The following is a 26,003-nucleotide window of genomic DNA, read 5'->3' on the forward strand; positions in this document are numbered from 1 at the left end:
CCTACCTATTGTTAAATATTGATAATTTTTTATACAAAAGCTTGACTTTTTAATTCACATTCACCCTATTTCTGAAGAAGTGGGAATGATTGGTTGGGCACTATCACCTGATGAACCATTAACTGTATAACGCTGTTCAGGTACAGGATAACCAGCTTCACCAAAGGTTTCACGAATGGCTTTATTCGTGTCGAAATAAACTTGCCAGTAATGATCATTACTGCAATAGGGACGGACTGCAAGTACAGGGCCTGCCAGGTTAAAGGTGAAAATCTCTACATCTGGTGCAGGATTGTTGAGTACATTGGCAATTTGACTAATTCTGGCTTTTAAAAGTGTGATCGCCTGATTATGGTCTACATCGTGGGAAAGTTGGGCTAACAAGTCCACACGACGATAGGGATTGAAGGAAAAATTTTGAATATTATCTGCGAAAATTTTGTTATTGCCGACAATTGTCAGCACATTATCAGGCGTATTAATCGAGGTTGTAAACAAGCCTATTTCTGTAACAGTTCCTGTTACACCTGCGGCGGTAATAAAGTCACCCACATTGAAAGGGCGAAAGATAATTAAAAATGCACCGGCGGCAAAGTTGGCTAATAGTCCCCCCCAAGCCGCACCAATAGCCACACCAGCCGCCGCTAATAGGGCAGCAAAAGAAGTTGTTTCAATGCCGAAGAAGCCAAGAATGGCAACAATGAGAACAATTCTTAAGGTGACACCAGTAATATTTAAAAGATAGTTAATGAGTGTTGGTTCTACATTCTGCCTTTTGAAAGCACGTTTAAGCAGTTTCACTCCCAACTCAATTAACTTTTGGCCGACAATCCACAGTAGGATGGCACCAATTAGCTTGAGTCCAAATTGAGTTAACAAAGCGCTCGCTACTTCGCCAATTTGTTTGAAATCCATAAATTAGTTTTAGTTGGGCATTTGCATTTATTAACACAACTAAAATACAACCAATAAATAAATAAAATGCTCTAGATAGTTTTTTCTTAACTTTTTTGGGAAATATGCTGTAACCAGCGCCAATCCCCATCCCCACAGAAATTAACAACTATGTGGGTACACTTGCTAGGTATGATAGTAAATCTGCCTAAACTTTTACTTCATCGTACTGAATTATGACTGACAACTACCGCATTACCCTACTTCCTGGCGATGGCATTGGCCCCGAAATTATGGCCGTAGCGGTAGACGTGCTAAAAGTCGTCGGGAAACGCTTTGGTATTAACTTTGAATTTCAAACAGCTTTAATTGGTGGTGCAGCAATTGACGAAACAGGGGAACCTCTGCCAGTCGCCACCCTTGATGCTTGCCGTAATAGCGATGCTGTTTTACTCGCAGCCATTGGTGGCTATAAATGGGATTCTTTGCCCTCGAATTTGCGCCCAGAAGCAGGTTTATTAGGCTTACGGGCTGGTTTAGAACTATTTGCGAATTTACGCCCGGCAAAAATATTGCCCCAATTAATTGACGCTTCCACCTTAAAGCGTGAAGTAGTGGAAGGGGTAGATATTATGGTGGTGCGGGAATTGACAGGCGGTATTTATTTCGGCAAACCCAAAGGCATATTCACCAGCGAGACAGGTGAAAAACGTGGTGTCAACACCATGGTTTACAGTGAATCGGAAATTGAGCGGATTGGTAGAGTCGCCTTTGAAACCTCTAAAAAACGTGGGGGCAAACTTTGTTCTGTGGATAAGGCGAATGTGTTGGATGTTTCTCAACTGTGGCGTGAGGGCATAACTAAACTGTCCGCCGAATATCCAGATATTGAGCTATCTCACCTCTATGTTGATAATGCTGCTATGCAGTTGGTGCGATCGCCTAAACAATTTGACACCATCGTTACAGGTAACTTATTTGGGGATATTCTCTCCGATGCCGCTGCCATGCTCACAGGCAGTATTGGGATGTTACCTTCCGCTAGTTTAGGTGCCTCTGGCCCTGGTGTGTTTGAACCTGTTCACGGTTCTGCCCCAGATATCGCTGGCCAAGATAAAGCCAACCCTCTGGCACAGGTATTAAGCGCGGCGATGATGTTACGCTATGCCTTAAACCAACCCACAGCAGCTGACGCAGTGGAAGATGCTGTGTTAGAAGTTTTGCAGCAAGGCTATAGAACCGGGGATATTATGTCCACAGGAATGAAATTAGTCGGTTGTCGTGCAATGGGCGATGCACTAATTCACATCCTAGAGAGTTAATAATTTTCTGGCGCGGCCTTGTGGATTTTGGCATTTTTTGCTAAAAGATTCGGATAAACTAAAAGCAAATCTATCAATCACCCAAAGCCAATAGTGTACGCTTTAAAACCAGAACAGGTAAACCCTAGCCCCCCAAATAACCAGCCGCCTTTGATTGATCCTACCGTCATCCGGGCTGCTGGCAAAATTTACTATACCTACTGTGAGGTACATCCTGAAATTATTGGGCAAGCTTCAGGAGTGGCCATTAGCCGTGTAACTCATCGGGGTAAGGTAATTTTTACTAATAACCCAGTCCTGCTACCACAAGAATGTTTTGTGCCTTTGCATCAAATCGAATCTTACATGTATTAGTCAGAGGGAAAGCGATATTACTTCGCGGTTATCGAGTTTCGACTACGCTCAACTACCACGTATTCGAGATACAGTGCATCGTAGGTAACAGGTGACAGGAAAATAAAATTTGATGACTGACAACTGACCTTATGAACATCTGGCTCGAAGTTCCTGCAAGTATCATTGTCTTCGCCTTGGGTGCATCTTTGGGTAGCTTTATTAATGTCGTGGTGTATAGGCTACCTGCTCGATTATCTGTACTCTGGCCTCCTTCTCGTTGTCCTCATTGCCTCAACACCCTGAAAGCCTACGATAATGTGCCGGTATTGGGTTGGTTGTGGTTGCGGGGGCGTTGTCGCTATTGTCACAATAAAATTTCTCTCCGTTATCCTTTGGTAGAGGCGGCAACGGGCATTATATTTTTAATTGTATTTTGGGTCTTTCAATTTTCTCTTTTCACCATAGGTTATTGGGCTTTTTGTTGTTGGTTATTAGCCCTAGCCTTGATTGATTGGGATACCATGACCTTACCTAATCGACTCACTAAGTCAGGATTAGTTTTAGGTATAACCTTTCAAATGATTTTGGGTTACAGCATCAATCCCACTGGAGTAGGGGTAGTCAAGCACCTAATAGTAGGTATAGGTGGGGCTGTGGTGGGTCTGTGGTTATTTGATGCGATCGCTCTCCTTGGTTCCCTAGCCTTCGGAAAAACAGTCATGGGTGCAGGAGATGCGAAATTAGCCGCCATGATGGGTGCTTGGTTAGGTTGGCGATATTTATTGTTAGCGAGCTTTATCGCCTGTGCCTTGGGAGTAATACTAGGTGGTGGAGCAATGATGTTATCACGGCAGCAAATGGGGCAAAAGATTCCCTTTGGGCCTTTCTTGGCTTTAGGTGCCGTAATTACCGCATTGAGTGGTGAATTTATGCTGTCACACTACATGAGGCTCTTTATTCCTGTATCTTGAGATATAGATACAAATTAATGCCAAATCATCGGCGGAACATTCCTCTGCTGCTGCCAAGTTCCCACTTTAAAATCCCACTATAAATGTCTGTTTATCTTGTTCATTGTTTATTACAACCCCAGTCAATCATAGGAAATCTCCATCCACCGTGACTGTAACCTCCATTACCCCATTGACCATTAAGACTTTGGTAATATTAAGCTGTGACTTGTATTACCCCCAAATCATCAGGTGTAGTCAGGAAGTAAAACCAAATACCCAGCATACTAACTGCTTACCACCTAAGTAAATAGCATGATCAAGAGGGAGGAAAGGGCATTCTCGTTGGGGGATGTAACACCAAAGGCTTTGCCAGTAATTTGACATCAATAACTACTCTGACTAGGACATTTCCTTCAGCTGGCAATTGCAGGCTTAAGTTGATGATAAAGTCCACTGTCACCAGCCAAAATCACCTAAATTTAAACGTTAGACTTTTTCACTTCTACTCTCTGTATTACCTTGACCGACAATTTTAGGTTTTAGATTGTTGATTTTAGATTTTTTCGATTTGCGGTTCTTAGCTTCCCTCGCAGGATGATATCAATCTCAAATCCTCAAACAAATTACCTTTATCGGTGAACTTAATCCAAAATCCCAAATCCAAAATCGAAAATTGCTTGACCTAATTTTTGACCTCATACCTAGTTAAATAAGATAAAAATGGCGAACAACGAAGAATCACGCGGTTTAAAGTCTCTATTTGATTGGTTTGCCAATCGGCGTAAATCAGGAACCATCAACATTGAACGCCAAGAACGAGAAATAGCTGATGGTTTGTGGCATAAATGCCCTAAATGTGGTGTGTTGAGTTATGCAAAAGACCTGAGAGCAAATCAAATGGTCTGTGTGGAATGTGGGCATCATAATCGGGTAGATAGTGATGAAAGAATCAGACAATTGATTGATGCCAACACCTGGAAACCAATTGATGAGCATTTGCGGCCAACTGATCCTTTACAATTTCGCGATCGCAAACCCTATAGCGATCGCCTGCGGGAAACCCAGGATAAACTAGGCTTAATTGATGCTGTCAAAACCGGCTTAGGTCAAATTAACGGCTGGCCCATAGCCTTAGGAGTTATGGACTTCCGTTTTATGGGTGGTAGCATGGGTTCTGTAGTCGGTGAAAAACTCACCCGCTTAATTGAACAAGCCACCCAACGTCGCTATCCAGTGGTAATTGTTTGCTCCTCCGGTGGTGCGAGAATGCAAGAAGGTATGCTTTCCCTCATGCAAATGGCCAAAATTTCCGGGGCCCTACAACGTCACAGCGACTCAAAATTGTTATATATTCCCGTCCTCACCAACCCCACCACAGGTGGTGTCACAGCTAGCTTCGCTATGTTGGGTGACATGATCATTGCTGAACCCAAAGCCACCATCGGTTTTGCTGGCAGACGAGTCATTGAACAAACCCTGCGCGAGAAACTACCAGAAGATTTCCAAACAGCCGAAGACCTACTCAAACACGGATTTGTTGATGAAATCGTACCTCGTACCCAACTGAAAAACACTCTGGCACAGCTAATTGCTTTACACCAGCCTTTACCAACCGCACCCAACATGGTTTTGTGGGAAACCAGAACATTAAGTTCTACTGTTGCGGAGTAGGTATACAGAAATTAGGGGAAGTAGGGGAAGAAAACTCAACCCCTTCTTCTCATCCTTTCTCCCCCGCTTCTTCCACAAATATCAATGGCATCAGCGCACCTAGCATACACAAGCTAGATAAAGCAAATAATGCCATTAATCCACCTTGGAGAAATTGGGCAATCATACCGCCAATTGCTGCACCTAAAGCACCAGTGACACCAGTCACAGCCGCAGTGATAGCAAAATAAATAGATTGATTTTTGATTGGCGCAATACCTATGTGCATGTTATTGTTACACAGGTCAATTGCTGCTCCAGTTCCACCAATCACAATATGTATTAGTGGCAACCATAACCAAATCATCATGGTACTGCGACCAGTTAACAGCCATAACAAAGGCGTAATTGCCACTACAATCCCCATCACAATTAAAATGATTCTGTTACCTATTTTGTCCGCTAGTTTGCCCCAAAAAATCAGCATCATCAAACTAGCCGCAGATTGAAGACTACTATAAACAGTTACCCAGCTAATATTTAAATCCAATATTTCCAGTAAATAGTAGTTTACAAAAGGTGCGCTGAGATTAATAGAAAATATCCATAAACTCAAATAAATCAAAAAAATCACAAAATTAGAATTTTGGTGAAAACTGTCATGCCATTTCTTCTCAGAAATAGGCAAAGATGGAGTCTGTTTTGATAAGGAATTAAGTATTAAATTGTTTTGTAATTGGGGATTAACATCAACCTTAAAATACTGACACCCTAATCCCATCAAGCCTAAAATCAATCCCCCACACAGAACCACTCCATAACCTTGAATTGTCCCACCATACCAATGGGAGATAGTAAAACCTAATAAAGGCACACATAGTAAGTTAGTGAGACAGATAGCACCGTTACGTAAACCAAAATATCTACCCCGCAATCTTCGCGGTACAATCATTGCTAACCAACTCAGCCAAGATGCGCTTCCTAGTCCTCCTAAAAGATGGCTGAATAGGACAATGATTAATGTGATTAGTATCAAGTTTTGAGCAGAAATCACTCCTAAATTTATACTAATAATACCTATCAAGAGAATTACCCACATCAAGCGAGAAATTCCATAAATTAACAAAGAATATTGGCATCTACTGGTTGTTCGTTCCGAGATATAAGCACCCAATGGTTGAATGAGATTCACCAACATAGGAATTGAAGCCAGCATCCCAAACACAATGGGACTGGCATGTAAATCTACTAAAAAATTACTGATAAAAATTCCATTAGTTGTCAAAGAAAAAATTCCCGACAATATACCGTCCATCGTAGATGCTCGCAAACTGGTACGAATTTCATGTTTAGAAAATTTAATTTTAGTAGCTGAATTTTTGTCAATAATAATAGATGACGGATCAATATGCGCTATGCCATCAGATGTAGATGCAATGTTTTCCACGGTAATTAATTCCATGAATATAGACTAGGAAACATAAAATAGCCTAGTGTTTATAAATTATTATTTGGTAATTTTCATCAAACGAATAATGTCAATGTATATTAGTAAATTAACCGCAAATTAATAACAGCAATGAACTCATTTGTATATGTATAAAATGATATCTAAAATTACCAAAACGAATTGATATCAAAATAGTATCTATTTTTAGATAAAATATATCTTACATAAGTATTTTGTTAACGCCAAATCGCAAAAAATCAAGGAAAATTGTGACTTTGGCAAGAAGTTTAATGACAATGAAGATAAATAGGAAATAATAAAAATCAAGCAGATATATTTATCTGTGTATTTATAGCCGTAGACGAGGCAGTTAGAATATTAACTACAGCTAAAACTGAGATAAACAAAGGCTTTTAGCACTGTCACCTGCTATATGTACTCAAAATCCAGGATGCTTCCTATATTTTGCTATATGATTAAATGCGATATCTCACAATATTTTGATGTTTAATGGCAATTTTCACTAAAAAAATCATTTTTTTGACAGTTGTAATTTTGAGTACAATTATATTGATTATTGTTCACAATATTACTCATCAAAAACCAGTAAATAAAGCATTAGCTACTCATAGCACTAATACTCAGGTTATAAAAGTTGTTAAACCTTTTATACCTAACCAGCAACTAGATGAGCAGCAACGTTTTTTAAAGACGGTTGCTCATAGACTAACAATAGTACCTCAAAATAATTCTTTTGAATATACTTTATTAAAAGCCTATGGTGCTATATTTATTAACCAAGCAGCGGATATTAAACTGCCAACGAAGGTTTTATTTACTGATGCACAAGAAATAAAAGCATTTCAATCAACTTTAACTAGGGCTAAAGTTACTGGTACCAGTGATTGTTATTTACAAAAAAATGCTGCGGATGCTTTAAATAAAGCTAGAGAATTGGTAAATATTCCCTTAAAATCTGGTTATATTGGTGACTGTACGCGGGACTTTGATATGAATTTCAGATTTTGGCGTAAATACGCTAATAATCATACTTTGGAACAAGTCAAACAAGGTAAGGAAACAAAAATTTTGGGTACAGTTGCTCCTCCAGGTACTTCACAGCATCTTTGGGGTTTAGCAATTGATTTACGAGTTTCTACATCAGCGCAAAGACAAACTTTAAATCAACATGGCTGGTTTCAAACTGTCGAAAATGATGCCCCTCATTGGACTTATCTGGGTTGGACTGAAGAAAATTTAGCTAAGTTTGGATTAAAAAATAAAGTTGTCAATGGCATTACCTATTGGTTAACACCTCTTCTATAAATGGACATCTGGTGGTAATTAAATATGGGTGCTTTTAAATCCTTGTAGAGACGTTCCAATGGAAGGTCTCTACATTCATTTTCACCAGATATTTAATGTATTTTTATTTACAAAATAAGTGTAATATCGTTTGATTTGTTTGCCAAATAACTGAATTCAACCTGAGTTTTATCAAACAACATCTTTAATTTTAATCTTATCTCTCCATAGATTGAAGGGATTAAATTTTTAATTTCCCTGACTTTTACTTTCAGGAGTAGAGTCCTACGTTACAGTCCGAAGGACAGAAAGCTGCGAGAGTATTTTGTGCTAGCCTCTACAAACAATTATCAAGGATTAATTAGTTAAACAGGCTAGAAAACGATTAATTTCCAGCATTTTCAAACTTTTATTATTGTTGATTAGATATTTTTCCAGGCATCTCCAAGCAAATTCACTCAAATTGAGAAAGATTTGTTGGCTTTGATTTTTAGATTTCAATGAACTAATTTTAAATCGCCGAAAAGGTATGCTATTGTGCAAAACCACAAGCTACAAAGTTCATTTTTGTCAAGCAAAAGTTTACGTTTACCGATTAGTATAGCCCTGATTGCATCATTAACGGTATTTGGTATTAGTGTGGTAACAATCGTCAGGTTTCGAGATGTCAGTAATCAAAAAGTCTCGGAACCTATAGAAATGATGCCAGAAATTAAAACTGTGACAGCTTTGGGAAAAATTGAACCCCAAGGAGAAGTAATCAAAGTTGCCGCAGCAGCATCTAGTGAAGGGAGTCGGGTAGAAAAGTTAATGGTGCAGGAAGGTGATCGGGTCAAAATAGGACAAGTAATTGCTATTTTAGATAGTCGCGATCGCTTGGCAGCAACATTGCAAGAAGCAGAAGAAGAAGTGAAAGTAGCCCAAGCTAACTTAGAGAAGATCCTTGCAGGTGCAAAACAAGGCAAAGTTGCCGCCCAAAAAGCTGCTATTGACCGCATCATGGCAGAAAGTCAAGGTGAAATCGAAACTCAAACGGCTAATATTGCCCGATTCAAAGCAGAATTATTAAATGCTCAAATTCAAGACAAACGTTATCAGAAACTATATGCAGAAGGTGCTATTTCCTCTGCCCAGAGAGATAGTCAACGCCTCATTTTAGAAACTGCCCAAATTAATCTCAACTCTGCCCAAGCACAGTTAAAGCAGATCCATCGGACGAATAAACAAAAACTCAAACAAGCTGCTGCAAATTTACAGGAAATTACAGAAATCAGGACTGTAGATGTAGCTGCGGCCGAAGCTGAAGTGAGACGTACTCAAGCCGCAGTCAAAACAGCCCAGACCAACTTACAACAAGCTTATGTGCGATCGCCCCAATCTGGTCAAGTATTTGAAATTAATACCCATCCAGGGGAATTAATCACGAACGATGGTATTGCTGATATTGGGCAAACTAGCCAGATGTATGTAGTTGCTGAAATCTATGAAAGTGACATCACTAAAATACGTTCAGGACAACAGGTAAAAGTATTTAGTGATGTTTTACCTGAAGAATTACAAGGAACTGTGGAAAAAATTGGCTTACAAGTCAAAAGACAAAATTTATTAGCTACTGATCCATCTAGCAATATTGATAACAGAGTAGTTAAAGTCAAGATTCGTTTAGATCAAACCGCAAGTCAAAAGGCTGCCAAATTTACTAATATGCAAGTCAAGGTAGTAATTGAAATTTAAGCGTGGATAAAATTTTGACTTTTGAATTTTGCATTGAGAATACCTGATTTGAATTTTGTCCTTTGTAACTGTAATGATCCATGATTGGCATTTTCCAAAAACTGCAACGCCGTACACCTTTAGGATGGTTACAACTCAGCCATGAAAAAAGTCGCTTACTGGTGGCATTATCAGGGATAGCTTTTGCTGATGTCTTGATGTTCATGCAGTTAGGATTTCAAGCAGCATTATATGACAGCAATACTCGATTACATCGCAGTTTTCAAGCCGATATTGTTCTCATAAGTCCCCAAGCACGTAACCTACAAAGTATGTTTAATTTCTCGCGCAGGCGACTATATCAAGCAATGGATGTACCGGGTGTGAAATCAGCAGAAGCCATGTATTGTAACCATGTAATTTGGAAAAATCCCCAGACCCGCTTAAAAACTGGGGTGTTGATTTTTGGTGTAAATCCAGATAAACCTGCATTTAATTTACCGGAAGTTAATCAACAATTATCAGCTATTAAATTACCCGATACAGTGTTATTTGATGAAAATGCACGGGGAGACTATGCACAAGCAATTGCACAAATTAAACAAGGTAAAACCGTCACTACAGAAATAGATGGACGGACTATCACTGTGAGTGGTTTATTTAAAATTGGTGCTTCCTTTGCTGCGGATGGTAGCTTGATTACTAGTGACCAAAATTTTTTGCGCTTATTTAATCACCAATCTGCAAGTAGTGTGAATATTGGCTTAGTGAAAATAAAACCTGGGTATGATGTAGAACAAGTAGCTACTCATTTAAGAGCTTATCTAAAAAATGATGTACGTGTGTTAACTCATCCTGAATTTGTAGAATTTGAAAATAATTTTTGGCGCACAAATTCGCCTATTGGTTTTATTTTTACTTTAGGGGTATTAATGGGATTTGTTGTGGGTGTAATAATTGTTTATCAAGTTCTCTCCACTGATGTGAATGCTCATATTAGAGAATACGCAACTTTTAAGGCTATAGGTTATCGAAACTATTACTTGCTGGGTGTAATTTTTGAAGAGGCTTTAATTTTAGCCATATTAGGTTTTTTTCCAGGTTTATTAGTGTCTTTAGGTTTATATCAATTAACTAAACAAGCTACTAACTTACCTATGTATATGACTTTGAGTCGAGCTATATTAGTGCTGATTTTAACGACTATTATGTGTGTCATTTCTGGAGCGATCGCTACTCGCAAACTGCAAGCCGCTGACCCGGCTGATATGTTTTAAACATTTGCTTATTCATTATTATTTTAGCTATATGTCAGTAATATCTATTAATCATCTTGACCATTATTTTGGTTATGGTCAATTAAGAAAACAAGTTCTATTTAAAATTAATTTAGAAATTGCTGCCGGAGAAATAATTATTATGACTGGGCCTTCTGGGTCTGGTAAAACCACACTCCTGACTTTAGTGGGTGGCTTACGCTCGGCTCAGTTTGGCAGTTTATATGTTTTAGGAAAAGAACTTTGTGGTGCCAGTGCGGAAGAATTAGTACAAGCCAGAAGACAAAATGGTTATATTTTTCAAGCTCATAATTTGCACGGCAGTTTAACAGCGGTGCAAAATGTGAAAATGGGTTTGGAATTACATCACCATCTCAGTGGAAAAGAAATGTATACCCGCTCAATGCAAATGCTAGAGCAAGTAGGATTAGGTAATCGACTACACTACTATCCTGATCAATTATCTGGTGGACAAAAACAACGGGTAGCGATCGCTCGTGCTTTAGTCAGTCGTCCCCAAATCGTCCTAGCAGATGAGCCAACGGCAGCCCTAGACAGTCAATCTGGACGCGATGTGGTCAACTTAATGCAAAAGCTAGCTAAAGAACAAGGCTGTGCCATTTTAATGGTGACTCATGACCACCGCATCCTTGACATTGCAGACCGAATTTTACAAATGGAAGATGGCAAATTGCAGGAAAAAGTAGAAAATCTTAGTTACCAATGGTGGAGTTAAAGAATATAGAGGTGAAAATCAGGGTGGAGGAGAAAAATCTTGGCTGATTGGGAAACACAAGTCATAGTAAGTTAGTCTGGTGTTCAACAGCAGCCAGAACTTTTTTTGAAGACTTCATGACTACTAAAGCTCCACAAATCAATTTGCAGCATCAGTCACAGATTAGTATTACCAACCGATTACAGAAAATGTTTATGGGCATAGTTGCGGCTGTACCCATGACTTTAGCTTTACCCGCAGCAGCTTTAGAAGTACAGGTAACACCAACTACCCCCAGGTTAGGAGACACTCTGTCTGTCATCATCAATGTGGACAACCCAGATAATCAGAGCAATCCTAATGTCAGCGTTGGGGAAAAAACCTACCCAGCCTTTCCCATAGCACCAAATCAATATCGAGCCTTTATTCCCACCACTCCCCTAGAAAGTCCTGGTGTGAGAAGAATTTCTGTAGCTGGAGACGGGGACGAAAAAACAATTACAGTGCAAGTACGCGATCGCAAATTCCCCGTTCAACGGATTAATTTACCCCCCGGTAAAGCCGGTGTAGAAGCCACAGAACTTGAACTCAAGCGAGTTGCCGAATTCAAAGCCCTCCAAACCCCAGAAAAATATTGGGATGGCCCATTTATTAACCCCAATAAAGGGCGCATGAGCACAACCTATGGTGTCCGCCGCTACTATAATGGTAAATTTGCCAAAGACTACTACCATCGCGGTCTAGACTACGCAGGTGCGGCCGGTTCACCAGTCGTCGCCCCAGCGGCCGGCCGAGTAGCTTTGGTCGGTAAAGTCTCCCAAGGGTTCCGCGTTCATGGTAATGTAGTTGGCGTTGACCACGGTCAAGGTGTAACTAGCATTTTCATGCACCTCAGTCGGATTAACGTTAAAGAGGGTGATTTTGTTAAACCAGGTCAAGTTATTGGTGCTGTAGGCTCTACAGGCGCTTCTACTGGTCCACATCTACACTGGGGTTTATATGTCAACGGACTATCTGTTGATCCTACACCTTGGCGAAATCAGGTTATAAAGTAGAGTAGAGATTAATCTCGCCTCTACACTAAGTAGCGAAATTTGCCTGATATAGGGCAAAATTTAACTTATCGGTATCGTCCCTACCTCGCTTGGGTGGCTTCTATCAGATGAAGAAGGTTATGAGTATTGAAAAAATCGTAGAACAAGCTCTCCAGGATGGTTATTTGACACCAGCAATGGAAGCAGAAGTCGGTCGCATCTGTGATAATGCCTCAGAACTCTCTATAGAGGAGTACATGGCGCTAGATCGACTGATGGGTGCATTATTGACTGGTGAGGTAGTGGCGGTACCTCGCAAACAATTTATCAACGTAATGGAAGAGTTGGTGCTCAGTGAAGCGATCGCTCGCATTGCTGAAATTGAAGCCACCAGCGAAAGCACCTTAGATGTTGGTGATATTGCTGCCTACGCCCTTAACCGTCTCCCTCCCCTTTACGCAACGACGGAAGAAGGTGCAAACTATCAGCGTCAACGAGCGAAAACTGAATTACATGAATTAATTGCCCAACAAGTAGGAGAAGCTATTTCTCGCTACCTTGACCGTCCCAGCTTCTTCCCAGAACGTCAAGCCTTGGGTAAAAGCACCGGTAATGAGGTACTCAAGCAAGTTAGTAACCTCCTGCAAGTTTACGCCCATAATTTTGAACAAAAATCACCATCTTAAACAATGGTCAGTGGTCAGTGGTCGGTGGCACAAAACAACAACTGACAACTGGCCACATCATGGGCGGACTACGACGGTAGTTCCTAACCCTACTTGGTCATAAAGCATTTTCACATCAGCATTACGCATTCTCAGGCAACCATGGGACACCGCAGCACCAATTAGGTCTATCTCTGATGACGGTGTACCGTGGAAGCCTAGTTCATTTTTGCCATCCGACCAAAAGCCAATCCACCGCTCACCCAAGGGGCTATCAGTGCCTGGCTCAAACACCTTTCCGGTGATCGGATGCTTCCAAATCGGATCATGTTCCATGTGCAGGACTTTAAACTCACCTACAGGTGTATCCCAGCCAGGTTTACCAATGGCTATAGGATAACTGGCGATTACTTCATCCTGACGATAAACGTAAACTCGGCGATCGCTTAAATCCACCAATAATTGACCCTGATTAGACCCTGTGTCCGATGATTTGGATTGACCCATCAGTGGGGCCAAGATGCTCTGTGGTAAATTGCCCTGATTTTGTGGAGATTCCTGGGCTGAAACTACTAATCTCGTATTTTTTGGGGCATCTTGAGTTTGAATCAGGTTGGAGGGCTGTCTTTCTACCTGTTCATCTGATTGATTGACAGTAGCAGGAACGGAAGCGCCAAAGGCAGTTTCCCCAAAAGTCACTGGTGCAGTATACCTATAATTAGTGACTGAACCATTGTCTAGAGAAGTATTGGCAGCGATCGCTTTTTTCCTGCTATTCATCGAGACAGCAGAATTTAAAGGCTCTGTTGTATTTGTCGTATACCAATGGACAGCCAGAGATAAAAATGCTGTGCCAAAGCAGAGCCACATCACCATACGTCCTAGAGATTCGTTTCTTACCATTGCTATCGCCTATAGTTTATCCCTGACATATCTGGCTGACTAATTGACCGCTAGTATCGACCAATTAGCAATAAATCTAGCAATCATTAATAGTTTTTTCATTCATCTACTAATAACATCTTGATTTTATAGATACCACTTTTTCTCCCAGGGGAGTGGTCAGTTATGAAACCGATCATCATTTTTGTCATCCCCCCTTCATGGTCAATTATTGGCTACTCCCGCATCTAGGGCATTTCACACGGAGACCGACAAAGAAATCTAATCTACTTTTCCTATTTCAGTGTTCCGCTTATAAATCCGTCACCTATCTCAGGAACTTATGACAAATAAAGCAGTCTAATAGAAAGGGATGATTTAAAGCCAGTACGACCTATGAGTCAATCGATTACTGTATCCTGGTCAACAGTTGATGCCACATATTCAGAAGCATCAGTGCAAGTTGACAAACTCTCAAATCACGATCTTATTTTGCGCTGTCAAGCAGGAATGCGGCCTGACCGCGTTGCCTTTGCAGAACTGTTACGTCGTTACCAGACTCAGGTTGAACGAGTTTTATATCACCTCGCTCCTGATTGGGCTGACCGGGCAGATTTAGCACAAGAAGTGTGGATTCGCGTCTATCGCAATATTCACCGTTTACAAGAACCCGCTAAATTCCGTGGCTGGTTAAGTCGCATCGCCACTAACTTGTTTTACGATGAGTTACGCAAACGCAAACGAGTTGTTAGTCCTTTGTCTTTAGATGCGCCTCGTTCCGTAGACGATGGTGAAATGGATTGGGAAATTGCTGGGGACACACCGGGCCCAGAAGAAGAACTGACCACCAGAGAATTTTACGAACAACTGCGGGAAGCGATCGCGGATTTACCAGAAGTTTTTCGGACTACCATTGTCTTGAGAGAAATTGAGGGGATGGCCTACGAAGAAATAGCCGAAATTACTGGTGTTTCTCTAGGAACAGTCAAATCAAGAATAGCTAGAGCTAGAGCTAGATTGCAAGCGCAATTGCAACTTTATCTAGATAACTAAATTTTACCGAATATTTCTGGTGACCTATCACAAAATTTAAGAAATATTCAGGATTTTTAGCCATCACTGGAGTTTGTTTCTGTCATTTCCCCGATAAAGACTGATTTTTACTAATTTTTTCCCAATCATTCCCTGAATTTAACCGTGGGTAAATGGGAAATAGCGTTAAAATAAACACAGAATAATCAGCTTTTCAATTGATTTTTTCCACAACTGCCCAAGGCTGACCCCAAGGGGACGGTTAAACATACCAACGAATCAACGGGTACTATGGATATGGTGAAGCGCGATAGCTTCGAGTTATTGAGTGCTTACCTTGACGGTGAGGTAACAGCATCCGAACGCAGGCAAGTTGAAGAATGGCTCGCCACTGATGACTCAATTAAGAGCCTTTATGCCCGATTATTAAAGCTCAGACAAGGCTTGCGGAATTGCCCTATCCCCCAAGCCCAACACACACCAGAAGAAACATTCCAACAGGTTTGGAATCGCATCCGTCGCCGTTATCAATTAGCCTGGATTGGTGGTGGTGCTGCGATCGCTGCCTGTGTGATTAGTTCCCTTGCTGGATTACTACCAGGCAGTGAATCTAGAAATCTACAATTAGCACAACAACCAGAGCAACCAAAAGCCACAATGGCACAACCTGCTGTTACCGCCTCACCGCTGATGGTAGCTTTAAACAATCCAGTGATTGAAATTCCCAAAACAGCAGTAGCCAATCCTGAAGATAATTCTGCTAATTCAGTTAAACATAATTCTCAGAATAGAGAACCCAATATCAACTAAAAGTTCTCTGGGGCTGTAGTCATGACTCATTATTTTTTCCCAGCCACTTGATGGGCACTAGCAACAGCAGCTAACCCCAAAACAGCTATTTTACTGTGTTGAAGAGTAGATATGGCAGATTTAGCAGTAGCACCAGAGGTGTAAATATCATCTACTAACAACACAGGTGTATTTGGATGACGACGGTGAAAATCAGCGCCAAGGGCAAAAGCATCTGCTAAATTTTCTTGCCTTGCTGATGCTGATAAGCCAAATTGGGCTTTTGTGGCTTTGCGTCTTTCTAAACCATTAACTTTTAATTTTAAGCCTGTAGTGGCACAGAAACTGACAGCGATTAATTCAGCTTGATTGAAGCCTCTTTCTTTGAGTTTGTGGGGGTGAATGGGGATAGGCACAACGGTCACTTGCTGCTGGGGAGAAGGTGAAGACAATAACCAGGCTTCTCCCAGAAATTGACCTAAAATCTGGGCAATTGCCGGCTGATTATCATATTTCATCGTAGCGATCGCTCTTTTCAAAGAACCACCATACATTCCCCAGGCAAACACAGGTAAAGGCTGTTGCCAAAGATAACTAGGGTTTTGTAATCGACAAGTTTGTAGTTGCTTGATGCAATATTCACACAATGTACTCGGTGTCGAACGTTGGCACAAAGGACAATCGGACTGGAGAAATAGATTCAGCCAACTTTTGAACATAGTCCTTACTCAAAAGTGACCACACTGCGAATCGATTCACCCTTGTGCATCAAATCAAAAGCATCATTAATTTTTTCAATAGGCATGACATGGGTGATTAAGTCATCAATATTTATTTTTCCATCCATATACCAATCAACTATTTTCGGTACATCTGTCCGTCCTCTCGCACCACCAAAAGCTGTACCCTTCCAAACCCTGCCAGTCACCAATTGAAAAGGACGAGTGCTAATTTCCTGTCCTGCACCAGCCACACCGACAATTACACTCATCCCCCAACCTTTGTGACAGCATTCTAAAGCCTGACGCATCACCTTAACATTACCAATACATTCAAAACTATAATCAGCACCGCCTTTAGTTAAATTCACCAAATAAGCCACTAAATCCCCTTCCACTTCTTGGGGATTGACAAAATGGGTCATGCCAAATTTTTTTGCCAAAGCACGTTTATTAGGATTAATATCTACCCCAACAATCATATTTGCCCCTACCATCCGCGCCCCTTGGATGACGTTTAAACCAATACCACCTAAACCAAAAACCACCACATTTGCACCAGGTTCTACCTTGGCTGTATTAATAACTGCACCAATACCTGTTGTTACACCACAACCAATGTAACAAACTTTATCAAAGGGTGCATCGGGGCGAATTTTCGCCAAGGCAATTTCCGGTACTACAGTATAGTTGGCAAAGGTAGATGTGCCCATGTAGTGGTGAATTTTTTCTCCACCGATACTAAAACGGCTAGTACCATCAGGCATCACACCTTGGCCTTGAGTAATGCGAATTGCCTGACAAAGATTAGTTTTAAAACTTAAACAATATTCACACTGACGACATTCGGGAACGTAGAGAGGAATCACATGGTCTCCGGGTTGGAGACTGGTGACACCAGGCCCCACCTCTACAACTACACCAGCACCTTCATGGCCTAAAATTGTCGGAAACAACCCTTCAGGATCAGCACCCGACAAAGTATAAGCGTCGGTATGACAAACTCCACTAGCTTTAATTTCTACTAATACTTCCCCAGCTTTGGGCCCTTCCAGGTCAACAGTTTCTATCTGTAATGGTTGACTAGCACTATATGCGACGGCTGCTTTTACTTCCACTGTTTTTCCTCCCTAGAGAACCCGACTGAAGTTTTTTATATGAGTTTATAGCAGGCAACAAGAATAGGTGACAGGGAACAGATGACTGATGACAGTATTGATTGATGCCATAACTGACACATTGACAAAAAATCATTCATGGGCATCAAAAATCATCAATAGTCTAGAAAATTTCCGGTGAATGTATTGTCAAATTCATCTTCTGTATAGTACATTTGTTCATACACAAGAGAAACCCCCCACTTAAAAATAGTGGGGTTTTATTATTTCTGGATTTTGTGAAGCTAGCCAGAATCTTTTGTGTTAATTATTACATTTTCTAGTTTTGAATTTTTTATTAGGTCTTCATAGGTGTCCGGTAGACTGTCAGATTTTGTTAAAATCGCATTCACTAGTTTAGATTGGTGAAAGGCGGTAGCTATTTTGGCAATGACATCAACTTTGTCTTCAGCTACCATCAGCCAAATCCATAAATTTATCCACTTTTGCGATTAATCTAATTTGTAACAAGCCTATGAAACCTGCCCTTACTAAAATTGGCGCTCAAATGTCTAATCTAACTGGTGTGAGAGCGATTATGAAGGATATTGTGGAAACTCTCAGAGCCAGTGCGGGGCAGGAATTATATAATCTCAGTGCAGGCAATCCCTTGATTTTGCCAGAGGTAGAGCAGTTATGGCGGGATTGCACGGCAGATTTATTAGCTAGTGAAGAATATGGTGAGGTAGTTTGTCGCTACGGTTCCAGTCAAGGTTATGCACCATTAATTAATGCCATTGCTAAGGACTTTAACCAACGCTACGGATTAAATATTACTGACCGCAATGTTTTGATTACTGCGGGTAGTCAAAGCCTTTATTTTTACGCGGCTAATGCTTTTGGTGGTTACACCGTAGACGGTGATTTAAAACAAATTGTTTTACCTTTGAGTCCAGACTATACGGGCTATGGTGGTGTTTGTTTATTCCCCGAAGCTTTAGTTGCTTACAAACCCACTTTAGATATTGATGCACCAGCACACCGATTCAAATATCGTCCTGATTTCACTCAACTGTCGATTACTGAACAAACTGGTTGTGTGATTTTCTCCCGTCCTTGTAACCCCACAGGTAATGTTTTAACGAATGATGAGGTACATAAAATTGCGGCGTTAGCAGCACCATACAATGTACCTGTGTTGATTGACTCAGCCTATGCACCTCCTTTCCCGGCATTGAATTTCACGGAAATGACTCCTGTGTTTGGAGAAAATATTCTGCACTGTATGAGTTTATCGAAAGCAGGATTACCAGGGGAACGGATTGGGGTAGTGATTGGTGATGAACAACAGATTCAGGTTTTAGAGAGCTTCCAAACGAATGTGGGGATTCACTCTTCCCGATATGGACAAGCGATCGCTGCTCGCGCGATAGAATCAGGTGCATTGGCTAATATTGCCGAAGCAGTGATTCGTCCTTTTTATCAGAAAAAATTTGATGTCTTAGAAAGCACATTAGATGCAGCGATGCCCAAGGATTTACCTTGGTTCCTCCATCGTGGGGAAGGGGCGATTTTTGCTTGGTTATGGTTACAAGATTTACCCATGACTGACTGGGAATTTTACCAAGAGTTGAAAAAGGTTGGTGTAATTGCTGTTCCTGGTAGTACCTTCTTCCCTGGTTTGCAAGAGGAGTGGGAACATAAGCACCAATGTCTCCGCATTAGTTTGACTGGTAGCGATCAGGAAATTGAGACGGGAATGCTGCGTTTAGCCAAGGTGGCTGAACAAGTGTATCAACGTGCAACTGTGGGTGTATAGGCAAAAGGCAGAGGGTGGAAATGAATCAAGAAGAGACAAAAAACAAGAAGAAAAGTCAGAAACCGAAGGAAGGCAATGTCCATAAACAACCTGCCTCTGTACCCAATACCTCCTTCCCTCTGCCTCCACTAGATGATTGGCTAGAAATTGGCAAAATCGTTGCCCCTCAAGGTTTAACTGGGGAGGTGCGAGTTTATCCTAACTCTGACTTCCCAGAACGATTTGAGGAACCAGGCAAGCGTTGGTTATTACGTCCCGGAGAAAAAGAACCCCAACCCATAGAGTTATTGACAGGGAGATATCTTGAGGGCAAAAACTTATATGTGATTAAATTGCAGGGGATAAGCGATCGCAATAGTGCGGAAGCGTTGCGTGATAGTCGGCTATTTGTACCGGTGAGCGATCGTCCCGAATTAGAGGAAGGGGAATATCATGTTTTAGACTTGATTGGTTTACAAGTCTTCATGCAAGAATCTGGTGACTTAGTGGGAACGGTGGTAGATGTTTTAGCCGCTGGTAATGATTTACTAGAAGTGAAATTAGATTCCTCCTGGACAAAGGACAACAAGGAAAAAACCGTTTTGATTCCTTTTGTCATGCCTATTGTCCCTGTGGTGGATTTAGAACAGCAACGAATGGAAATTACCCCTCCATCTGGGTTACTGGAGATTGGTATGGAGAATAGAGAATAGGATGGAAATATTTTGTTGATGGCTGGTTTCGGCAATTTTTTCTTCTATTGACCTGAAATTATCTTGTAAATATCCATACCCTAGCAACCAGATAATTAACCTGATTCCTGGCTTGTCAGCATGAAATTACACCATTAATGTGTCAAGATAGCGGCAATTAAATCAGGAAACTAGGAATCGAAATACCAATGGAAGAAATTAAAGCACTACGACAGGCATTTCAAAGCCGAAAGATGGGTGCTTTGTTGTTGCTAGGTTTTGCCTCTGGCCTACCTTTATTCCTCACCAGTAGAACACTACAGATGTGGATGCAAGATGCCAAAGTAGACATTGGCAAAATCACCTTATTTGGGCTGTTGTCCCTGCCCTACTCGCTGAAATTTCTGTGGTCGCCTTTATTAGACCGATTTGTCCCCCCCTTCCTTGGTGCTAGGAGGGGTTGGCTAGTGATCACCCAAATCGGGTTAGTCTTAGCGATCGCTGCCTTGGCTTTTCAACAGCCAGCCCAAAGCGACCAAGTATTGCAATTCCTAGCTATTAACTGCTTGGTGATTACCTTTTTTAGTGCCACCCAAGATATCGCTGGGGATGCCTACCGTACCGACATTTTAAACCCCCTAGAAGCCCAGCCTGGTGCATCTGTGTGGGTCTTAGGCTACCGGATTGCTTTGTTTATCACCAGTTCTCTGGCCTTAGTTTTAGCAGACTATATACCCTGGAATGGTGTTTATCTAATTATGGCAGTTTTGATGGCTGGAGGCATACTGACTACCCTCTGGTCTCCCCCAGAAACTAAGTTGTCAGATGATAGACCAGTTGCCCCTGTTTCCACCAAAGATGTGATTTTTATCATCATGATCACTTTGTTGGTAACTGGATTATTAGGTGGCGTTTTTATCGGCTTTATCCCCCAGCCTGTATTTTATTGGTTATTAGCAGGGTTATTAGTCGCTTGGATAGCAGCATCTTTGCTGTTACCTACATCTCTTCTCAGTGAAGTGCGAGAAGGTAACAGTCCCCAAAACCTCCAAGAAGCGATTTTTCTACCTTTTAAAGAATTTTTTCACCGCTTTGGTATTACTCAAGCCAGCACCATACTAGCTTTTATATTGCTGTATAAACTCGGTGATTCTCTGGTGGGAATTACAGCCAACCTATTTCTGAGGGAAATCAACTTTAGTAAAACGGAAATCGGCGCGATTCAAGCTGGTATCGGCTTTATTGCCACCACCTTTGGCGTATTAGCTGGTGGTGTGATCATGACCAAAATTAACTTAAATCGTAGCCTGTGGATCTTTGGCTTACTGCAATTATTCAGCAACTTGGGTTATTATGCCTTAGCGATCGCCGACAAAAAAGATTATTCTCTTTTAGTGTTAGCGGTAAATATCGAAAACTTCTCTGCTGGATTAGTGACGGTTGCTACAGTGGCATTTTTAATGAACCTATGCAACCACCGGTTTACAACTACTCAATTCGCTTTATTTTCTAGTTTGATGGCTATTAGTAGAGATGTTCTCTCAGCACCGGCAGGAAGTTGGGCACAAGCTACGGGCTGGCCTTCATTTTTCTTGCTCTCTATTGTGGCAGCCTTACCAGGATTGCTACTTTTACCCTTTGTTGCTCCCTGGAATCAAAAACCAGCAGCACTTTCTAGACCAGGACTTGAGGAAGAAGATTTATGGGGAACCAAGTAGTCATTCTTGTCGGTACATTCGTCCTCATCGTCACAGGTTTATTACTAGGCTACGTTCTCTCGCAGCTAGTGTTGGGATTTCTTGGCTTTAACTTCCTCACCTTGTTGGGAACTCTCAGCCTAATTTTAATTTTCGGCACATTGTATTATGTGCTGTTTTGGCAGTTACGCGCCGGACAAGTCCAGTCTTCCCCTATTCCTAGTGATGCCAGTACCACCCCTACCCAAACCGATGAAGATATCACTGGGCAATATTTAAAAAATCGATTAATTGCTAGGTTATCTGGGGATGTGGCCGCAGCCGAAAGGCTAATTGAACAAGCCAAACAGAATTATCCGGGGATGCCGGAAAATTGGTATTGTGAAAGAGTATTGGATGAGTTAGACCGGGAACAGCGATAACTTTTGAATTGACTTTACTAAAAAAAGTTAAAATCAATTAAGAAAATTTTACAAATCTCAGCTAGCTTCTCGAAACTATTCCTAGCTCTAGAAAACCCCAACATGTCTATTTTTCGTCAATACATTGCTCCATTACTCGTTGTTTTGGTGTTTCTCATTGCCTTAGTGGCAGTCAGCGCCCGTATCTTTTTACCCTCCGATATGGCAGCACCTGCACCCATTGGCATAATTCTGGGTTATTGGTAATGGGTGATGGGGAGTAAATTCTGACCAATTAACGGCTCTTGATTTTGAATTCCTTACCATCGGGTTACTATCTTCATCGTGGCTCTATCAGAGATAGGGCCTCACTGATCAAGTTCATGGTTTTGACTTACCAGGAACTATTCCCCCATCAAGATTTTTCCCATCTTGACTCCACAGTCCAACAATATTTATCTAGTGATACACCTTTGTGGTGGGTCAAGGAAGAAGGGGAGAACAACAAAGGAGGAGAAAATGCTCCTCCCATTGCCTGCCTATGGGCAGGAAACGCCATTGATCAAATTAGTGGCAACCGCCATGCTCATATTTTTCTGCTTTACGTAGTCCCAGAACATCGAAGATGGGGCATTGGTAAGGCTTTAATGCACCATTTAGAAAATTGGGCAGGGCAACGGGGTGATCGCCAAATTGGACTACAAGTATTTGCATCTAATGCCCCGGCCCTGAATCTTTATCAACAGCTGGGCTATCAAACCCAATCTCTATGGATGGTCAAGCCTCTTTCCTAACAGCCATAAAACCATCTACAGAATTTTTCACCTCATTTTCTGTAAACCATATCTTCAGACAGAGAATAAATTACTCAAAAGCCATCACAATATTTTCAATTCCCCGATAGTAGACCCACTGGTGCCAAAACATCCGCATTGCTCAATATTGCTCAATCATCATACTGGGAATTGTCATTATCTTGGTCATGTCACCAGTAATACAGATTTACATTGATCAGTGAATCAAGGTTGCAGCTAGTCTTGCAGTCATATCATGTCATACCTGGATTTTATGTGCCCCAATTGCAACTCTAGGTCTCACCCCACTGACAAATACACAAGAATAGATTAGCCTTAGCTGAACAACTTGAAAATAGTCCGGACATCATCTCTAATTAGATGAAGGAAAGAGTATATTCTTGTTTTTTTGGTAATTGTTACAGTTATAAAGTTGGGTAAGTTTGATATTAGCTTTCTCAAATAAAAACAGCATCATATTATAGATGATTATCATTGCCAATCCGGTGTAATTATTATCATTGAAAACATTAATTATTCACATTGGCAAACCAAATTACCAGAAAGTTAGCAATATAGTGACAAGCTAGTAATTTATAAGAATGAGAATACCTCATCTGATAGGTATTTATTTTATCTTTGGACTTGTCTACTTGATAAAAGTATTGTTTTGTCTATTATTTATTGTTGGTAAAAACTAGATTTTTATAGCAGACTCAGGAGGGTATTTAACTATGGCCAATCTCAATCCTTCTCATACTACCAAACAACTCTTAGCAGGTTACAGCGGGATCGTATTTGGTGGATTTGGATTACATAAATTTATTCTTGGCTACACCACCGAAGGTTTCATTATGTTAGCTATTGCTGTAGGTGGTGGTTCCGTTACTTATGGGTTTACCCTCCTGGTTATGCAATTAATCGGTTTAATTGAAGGGATTATTTATTTAAACAAAGACCACGAAGATTTTGTGAATACATACTTTATTAACAAACAAGGTTGGTTCTAGGACGGCTGTAGTGATGTCGAATTTTAAACCTAAACAATTTCTCTGGTTAATTATTATGGTAGCCAGCGTAGGATATTTCCGGGTTATGGCTGATTTAGAAATTAATTACTTCTACAAAAGCTTGGTATTGATGATCCCCATTCAGTTAGCCGCAACTATTTTCATGACTAAAGTCAGGATAAAGGGAGAAAATTAGAAGTATTTGATTCTGCCATCGGCGGCAAATTTTAGCTCCTCAACCGTACACATATAGAGTGCCACAGTCCTTTTAAAAAGTTACACAGATGATTTAGCCAACTCGATGGTGGAGGATCTACTGGTCTATCCTGTGGTGAAAGGCCGTGAATGGCATTGTTGCAATCTTGGACTTGAGCATCGAGTTTCATTGTTTGATAGAGTTGGGCCGCATGACGATAAGCACCAATTGCATCTGATTCACGGTTCACCTTCGCTAAGGCTGAACCTAAATTAAACCAGTTGTCTGCTTCCATCAACTGATCGCCAATTTCTTGGGCTATCTGTAAGGACTGTTGATAAAACTCAATTGCTTGCTGGTATTTTCCCCAGGATTGGTAAGCTATTCCTATCTTTTTTAAGACAGTTCCTTCTTCAAAGCGATCGCCTATTTCTCTGGCTATCTGCAAGGACTGTTGATGAAAACTAATCGCTTGTTGGTATTGCTCTAAGGATTGGTAAGCAAGTCCTATCTTACCCAAAGCTTTACATTTCCCAAACCGATCACCAGTTTCTCTAGCGATATTCAACCACTGTTGGTAAAACTCTATGGCTTGTTGATATTGTGTCCAGGATTGGTAACAATTGCCGATATTGCCTAAGGCACTGCCTTGATCAACACGATTACCAATTTCTCTAGCGATATTCAACCACTGTTGGTAAAAATCAATAGCCTGTTGGTACTGTTCCAAGTTTTGGTGACAATTGCCGATACAACCCAAGGCACTGGCTTGATCAACACGATCGCCTATTTCTCTAGCGATGTTCAACCACTGTTGGTAAAAATCAATAGCCTGTTGGTACTGTTCTAAGTTTTGGTAACAATTGCCGATATGACCCAAGGCACTGGCTTGATCAACACGATCGCCTATTTCTCTAGCAATGTTTAACCACCGTTGGTGAGATTCTATGGCCTGTTGGTACTGCCTCAAGGATTGGTAAGCAGTGCCGATACAACCCAAGGCTCTCCCTTCCCCCAGGCGATTATTGCTATCTCTGGCTATATTTAACCGCTGTTGATGAAATTCTATGGACTGTTGATATTGCCCCAAAGATTGGTAAGCATTACCGATATAACCCAAGGCTCTGACTTCACCAAGGCGATCGCCTATTTCTCTAGCAATGTTTAACCACTGTTGGTGAAATTCTATGGCCTTTTGGTATTGTCCCAAGGATTGGTAAGCCACTCCTATATAACCGGCTGTGTTTCCTTCCTCTTGGCGATCGCCAATTTCTCTAACTATCGGCAACAACTGGAGATAAAAATGCAGTGAATATTGGTACTGTCCCCAGGAGTAGTAAGCATCACCGATATAACCCAAGGCTCTTCCTTCCTCTTGGCGATTGCCAATTTCTCTGGCTATCTGCAAGGACTGTTGATGATACTCTATTGCCTGTTGGTACTGCCCCAAATATTGGTAAATCAGTCCCATATAACCCACCTTCCGCACCCTAACTGTCACACATCAAAAAAAGCCACCAAAATAGTACACAAGAACTAAAGCTTATTTAAGTCCTAAGAGAGTTAATGAAAATAAGTATCA

The 26,003-nt window shown here is 41.1% G+C and carries 28 protein-coding genes; 20 read left to right on the forward strand and 8 right to left on the reverse strand.

Going from position 1 to position 26,003, the window contains the following annotated elements:
* Positions 1–60 precede the first annotated feature (60 nt).
* Entirely contained in the window at positions 61–915 is an 855-nt protein-coding gene (locus H6G73_RS10825; protein WP_190604199.1) for a mechanosensitive ion channel family protein, read from the reverse strand.
* A 215-nt stretch (positions 916–1,130) separates the two neighbouring features.
* Between H6G73_RS10825 and leuB the strand changes: the two genes are divergently transcribed.
* The 3 genes from leuB (at position 1,131) to H6G73_RS10840 (ending at position 3,523) form a co-directional block, all read left to right on the forward strand.
* Complete coding sequence (gene leuB / locus H6G73_RS10830) at positions 1,131–2,216, forward strand: 3-isopropylmalate dehydrogenase (RefSeq protein ID WP_190604201.1); 1,086 nt, start codon at positions 1,131–1,133, stop codon at positions 2,214–2,216.
* 93 nt (positions 2,217–2,309) lie between these two features.
* On the forward strand, positions 2,310–2,570 hold the full coding sequence (locus H6G73_RS10835) for a hypothetical protein (RefSeq protein ID WP_190604203.1): 261 nt from the start codon (positions 2,310–2,312) through the stop codon (positions 2,568–2,570).
* Positions 2,571–2,701: 131 nt separating this feature from the next.
* Entirely contained in the window at positions 2,702–3,523 is an 822-nt protein-coding gene (locus tag H6G73_RS10840; protein ID WP_190604204.1) for a prepilin peptidase, read from the forward strand.
* A 298-nt stretch (positions 3,524–3,821) separates the two neighbouring features.
* Here the strand turns inward: H6G73_RS10840 and H6G73_RS10845 are convergent, their stop codons facing one another.
* The gene (locus H6G73_RS10845; protein WP_190604206.1) at positions 3,822–3,965 is read right to left on the reverse strand and encodes a hypothetical protein; all 144 of its coding nucleotides are present in this window, start codon (positions 3,963–3,965) and stop codon (positions 3,822–3,824) included.
* 260 nt (positions 3,966–4,225) lie between these two features.
* On the opposite strand from H6G73_RS10845, the gene accD reads away from it, so the two are divergent.
* A complete protein-coding gene (accD, locus tag H6G73_RS10850; RefSeq protein WP_190604208.1) occupies positions 4,226–5,176 on the forward strand; it encodes an acetyl-CoA carboxylase, carboxyltransferase subunit beta in 951 nt (316 codons plus the stop codon).
* 49 nt (positions 5,177–5,225) lie between these two features.
* On the opposite strand, the gene H6G73_RS10855 is transcribed toward accD, so the two are convergent.
* Complete coding sequence (locus H6G73_RS10855) at positions 5,226–6,617, reverse strand: MFS transporter (protein WP_190604210.1); 1,392 nt, start codon at positions 6,615–6,617, stop codon at positions 5,226–5,228.
* 543 nt (positions 6,618–7,160) lie between these two features.
* Between H6G73_RS10855 and H6G73_RS10860 the strand changes: the two genes are divergently transcribed.
* From H6G73_RS10860 to H6G73_RS10885, 6 genes are all read left to right on the forward strand, one after another.
* On the forward strand, positions 7,161–7,931 hold the full coding sequence (locus tag H6G73_RS10860; RefSeq protein ID WP_242034165.1) for a D-alanyl-D-alanine carboxypeptidase family protein: 771 nt from the start codon (positions 7,161–7,163) through the stop codon (positions 7,929–7,931).
* Positions 7,932–8,447: 516 nt separating this feature from the next.
* Entirely contained in the window at positions 8,448–9,644 is a 1,197-nt protein-coding gene (locus H6G73_RS10865; RefSeq protein ID WP_190604215.1) for an ABC exporter membrane fusion protein, read from the forward strand.
* A gap of 80 nt (positions 9,645–9,724) precedes the next feature.
* Positions 9,725–10,900, forward strand: a complete 1,176-nt coding sequence (devC, locus tag H6G73_RS10870) for an ABC transporter permease DevC (protein WP_190604216.1) — start codon at positions 9,725–9,727, stop codon at positions 10,898–10,900.
* Between the two features lie 31 nt (positions 10,901–10,931).
* On the forward strand, positions 10,932–11,636 hold the full coding sequence (locus H6G73_RS10875; protein ID WP_190604218.1) for a DevA family ABC transporter ATP-binding protein: 705 nt from the start codon (positions 10,932–10,934) through the stop codon (positions 11,634–11,636).
* A gap of 116 nt (positions 11,637–11,752) precedes the next feature.
* The gene (locus H6G73_RS10880) at positions 11,753–12,670 is read left to right on the forward strand and encodes a M23 family metallopeptidase (protein ID WP_190604220.1); all 918 of its coding nucleotides are present in this window, start codon (positions 11,753–11,755) and stop codon (positions 12,668–12,670) included.
* A 119-nt stretch (positions 12,671–12,789) separates the two neighbouring features.
* A complete protein-coding gene (locus H6G73_RS10885; protein ID WP_190604222.1) occupies positions 12,790–13,335 on the forward strand; it encodes a late competence development ComFB family protein in 546 nt (181 codons plus the stop codon).
* Positions 13,336–13,392: 57 nt separating this feature from the next.
* On the opposite strand, the gene H6G73_RS10890 is transcribed toward H6G73_RS10885, so the two are convergent.
* Positions 13,393–14,223: a L,D-transpeptidase gene (locus tag H6G73_RS10890; RefSeq protein ID WP_390839659.1), complete on the reverse strand. Its 831-nt coding sequence runs from the start codon at positions 14,221–14,223 to the stop codon at positions 13,393–13,395.
* A gap of 369 nt (positions 14,224–14,592) precedes the next feature.
* Between H6G73_RS10890 and H6G73_RS10895 the strand changes: the two genes are divergently transcribed.
* Complete coding sequence (locus tag H6G73_RS10895; protein WP_190604226.1) at positions 14,593–15,249, forward strand: sigma-70 family RNA polymerase sigma factor; 657 nt, start codon at positions 14,593–14,595, stop codon at positions 15,247–15,249.
* Between the two features lie 270 nt (positions 15,250–15,519).
* Entirely contained in the window at positions 15,520–16,038 is a 519-nt protein-coding gene (locus tag H6G73_RS10900) for an anti-sigma factor family protein (protein WP_390839649.1), read from the forward strand.
* 29 nt (positions 16,039–16,067) lie between these two features.
* Here the strand turns inward: H6G73_RS10900 and H6G73_RS10905 are convergent, their stop codons facing one another.
* The 3 genes from H6G73_RS10905 to H6G73_RS10915 all read right to left on the reverse strand — a co-directional run bounded on the left by H6G73_RS10905 (position 16,068) and on the right by H6G73_RS10915 (position 18,312).
* Positions 16,068–16,736 carry a ComF family protein gene (locus H6G73_RS10905; protein ID WP_190604229.1) on the reverse strand — a complete coding sequence of 223 codons (669 nt, stop codon included), beginning with the start codon at positions 16,734–16,736 and terminating at the stop codon, positions 16,068–16,070.
* A 5-nt stretch (positions 16,737–16,741) separates the two neighbouring features.
* On the reverse strand, positions 16,742–17,854 hold the full coding sequence (locus H6G73_RS10910; protein WP_190604231.1) for an S-(hydroxymethyl)glutathione dehydrogenase/class III alcohol dehydrogenase: 1,113 nt from the start codon (positions 17,852–17,854) through the stop codon (positions 16,742–16,744).
* A 284-nt stretch (positions 17,855–18,138) separates the two neighbouring features.
* Complete coding sequence (locus H6G73_RS10915) at positions 18,139–18,312, reverse strand: hypothetical protein (protein WP_190604233.1); 174 nt, start codon at positions 18,310–18,312, stop codon at positions 18,139–18,141.
* 56 nt (positions 18,313–18,368) lie between these two features.
* Here H6G73_RS10915 and H6G73_RS10920 point away from each other — a divergent pair, with 56 nt between their 5' ends.
* The 8 genes from H6G73_RS10920 (at position 18,369) to H6G73_RS10955 (ending at position 24,421) form a co-directional block, all read left to right on the forward strand.
* Positions 18,369–19,652 carry a valine--pyruvate transaminase gene (locus H6G73_RS10920; RefSeq protein ID WP_190604235.1) on the forward strand — a complete coding sequence of 428 codons (1,284 nt, stop codon included), beginning with the start codon at positions 18,369–18,371 and terminating at the stop codon, positions 19,650–19,652.
* Positions 19,653–19,672: 20 nt separating this feature from the next.
* A complete protein-coding gene (gene rimM / locus H6G73_RS10925) occupies positions 19,673–20,344 on the forward strand; it encodes a ribosome maturation factor RimM (RefSeq protein ID WP_190604237.1) in 672 nt (223 codons plus the stop codon).
* A gap of 188 nt (positions 20,345–20,532) precedes the next feature.
* Positions 20,533–22,041, forward strand: a complete 1,509-nt coding sequence (locus tag H6G73_RS10930; protein WP_190604239.1) for an AmpG family muropeptide MFS transporter — start codon at positions 20,533–20,535, stop codon at positions 22,039–22,041.
* The gene (locus H6G73_RS10935) at positions 22,026–22,442 is read left to right on the forward strand and encodes an ABC transporter permease (RefSeq protein WP_190604241.1); all 417 of its coding nucleotides are present in this window, start codon (positions 22,026–22,028) and stop codon (positions 22,440–22,442) included. The genes H6G73_RS10930 and H6G73_RS10935 overlap by 16 nt, the downstream gene beginning before the upstream one ends.
* A gap of 102 nt (positions 22,443–22,544) precedes the next feature.
* Positions 22,545–22,688 (forward strand): hypothetical protein, encoded by a 144-nt coding sequence (locus H6G73_RS10940; protein WP_190604243.1) that lies wholly within the window; start codon positions 22,545–22,547, stop codon positions 22,686–22,688.
* A gap of 116 nt (positions 22,689–22,804) precedes the next feature.
* Entirely contained in the window at positions 22,805–23,215 is a 411-nt protein-coding gene (locus H6G73_RS10945) for a GNAT family N-acetyltransferase (RefSeq protein WP_190604245.1), read from the forward strand.
* Between the two features lie 734 nt (positions 23,216–23,949).
* Positions 23,950–24,225: a TM2 domain-containing protein gene (locus tag H6G73_RS10950; RefSeq protein ID WP_190604247.1), complete on the forward strand. Its 276-nt coding sequence runs from the start codon at positions 23,950–23,952 to the stop codon at positions 24,223–24,225.
* A 13-nt stretch (positions 24,226–24,238) separates the two neighbouring features.
* Complete coding sequence (locus H6G73_RS10955) at positions 24,239–24,421, forward strand: hypothetical protein (protein WP_190604249.1); 183 nt, start codon at positions 24,239–24,241, stop codon at positions 24,419–24,421.
* A gap of 31 nt (positions 24,422–24,452) precedes the next feature.
* On the opposite strand, the gene H6G73_RS10960 is transcribed toward H6G73_RS10955, so the two are convergent.
* Positions 24,453–25,892 carry a tetratricopeptide repeat protein gene (locus H6G73_RS10960; protein ID WP_190604251.1) on the reverse strand — a complete coding sequence of 480 codons (1,440 nt, stop codon included), beginning with the start codon at positions 25,890–25,892 and terminating at the stop codon, positions 24,453–24,455.
* Between the last annotated feature and the right edge of the window lie 111 nt (positions 25,893–26,003).

The organism is Richelia sinica FACHB-800, from assembly GCF_014698825.1.
Classification (GTDB): domain Bacteria; phylum Cyanobacteriota; class Cyanobacteriia; order Cyanobacteriales; family Nostocaceae; genus FACHB-800.

What these genes read in the sequence shown, in the direction of transcription:
- H6G73_RS10825 (WP_190604199.1), bottom strand. Translation starts at nt 915, where the DNA reads ATGGATTTCAAACAAATTGGCGAAGTAGCGAGCGCTTTGTTAACTCAA.
- leuB (WP_190604201.1), top strand. Translation starts at nt 1,131, where the DNA reads ATGACTGACAACTACCGCATTACCCTACTTCCTGGCGATGGCATTGGC.
- H6G73_RS10840 (WP_190604204.1), top strand. Translation starts at nt 2,702, where the DNA reads ATGAACATCTGGCTCGAAGTTCCTGCAAGTATCATTGTCTTCGCCTTG.
- accD (WP_190604208.1), top strand. Translation starts at nt 4,226, where the DNA reads ATGGCGAACAACGAAGAATCACGCGGTTTAAAGTCTCTATTTGATTGG.
- H6G73_RS10855 (WP_190604210.1), bottom strand. Translation starts at nt 6,617, where the DNA reads ATGGAATTAATTACCGTGGAAAACATTGCATCTACATCTGATGGCATA.
- devC (WP_190604216.1), top strand. Translation starts at nt 9,725, where the DNA reads ATGATTGGCATTTTCCAAAAACTGCAACGCCGTACACCTTTAGGATGG.
- H6G73_RS10875 (WP_190604218.1), top strand. Translation starts at nt 10,932, where the DNA reads ATGTCAGTAATATCTATTAATCATCTTGACCATTATTTTGGTTATGGT.
- H6G73_RS10880 (WP_190604220.1), top strand. Translation starts at nt 11,753, where the DNA reads ATGACTACTAAAGCTCCACAAATCAATTTGCAGCATCAGTCACAGATT.
- H6G73_RS10885 (WP_190604222.1), top strand. Translation starts at nt 12,790, where the DNA reads ATGAGTATTGAAAAAATCGTAGAACAAGCTCTCCAGGATGGTTATTTG.
- H6G73_RS10895 (WP_190604226.1), top strand. Translation starts at nt 14,593, where the DNA reads ATGAGTCAATCGATTACTGTATCCTGGTCAACAGTTGATGCCACATAT.
- H6G73_RS10900 (WP_390839649.1), top strand. Translation starts at nt 15,520, where the DNA reads ATGGATATGGTGAAGCGCGATAGCTTCGAGTTATTGAGTGCTTACCTT.
- H6G73_RS10905 (WP_190604229.1), bottom strand. Translation starts at nt 16,736, where the DNA reads ATGTTCAAAAGTTGGCTGAATCTATTTCTCCAGTCCGATTGTCCTTTG.
- H6G73_RS10915 (WP_190604233.1), bottom strand. Translation starts at nt 18,312, where the DNA reads ATGGTAGCTGAAGACAAAGTTGATGTCATTGCCAAAATAGCTACCGCC.
- H6G73_RS10920 (WP_190604235.1), top strand. Translation starts at nt 18,369, where the DNA reads ATGAAACCTGCCCTTACTAAAATTGGCGCTCAAATGTCTAATCTAACT.
- rimM (WP_190604237.1), top strand. Translation starts at nt 19,673, where the DNA reads ATGAATCAAGAAGAGACAAAAAACAAGAAGAAAAGTCAGAAACCGAAG.
- H6G73_RS10930 (WP_190604239.1), top strand. Translation starts at nt 20,533, where the DNA reads ATGGAAGAAATTAAAGCACTACGACAGGCATTTCAAAGCCGAAAGATG.
- H6G73_RS10935 (WP_190604241.1), top strand. Translation starts at nt 22,026, where the DNA reads ATGGGGAACCAAGTAGTCATTCTTGTCGGTACATTCGTCCTCATCGTC.
- H6G73_RS10940 (WP_190604243.1), top strand. Translation starts at nt 22,545, where the DNA reads ATGTCTATTTTTCGTCAATACATTGCTCCATTACTCGTTGTTTTGGTG.
- H6G73_RS10945 (WP_190604245.1), top strand. Translation starts at nt 22,805, where the DNA reads ATGGTTTTGACTTACCAGGAACTATTCCCCCATCAAGATTTTTCCCAT.
- H6G73_RS10950 (WP_190604247.1), top strand. Translation starts at nt 23,950, where the DNA reads ATGGCCAATCTCAATCCTTCTCATACTACCAAACAACTCTTAGCAGGT.
- H6G73_RS10955 (WP_190604249.1), top strand. Translation starts at nt 24,239, where the DNA reads ATGTCGAATTTTAAACCTAAACAATTTCTCTGGTTAATTATTATGGTA.
- H6G73_RS10960 (WP_190604251.1), bottom strand. Translation starts at nt 25,892, where the DNA reads ATGGGACTGATTTACCAATATTTGGGGCAGTACCAACAGGCAATAGAG.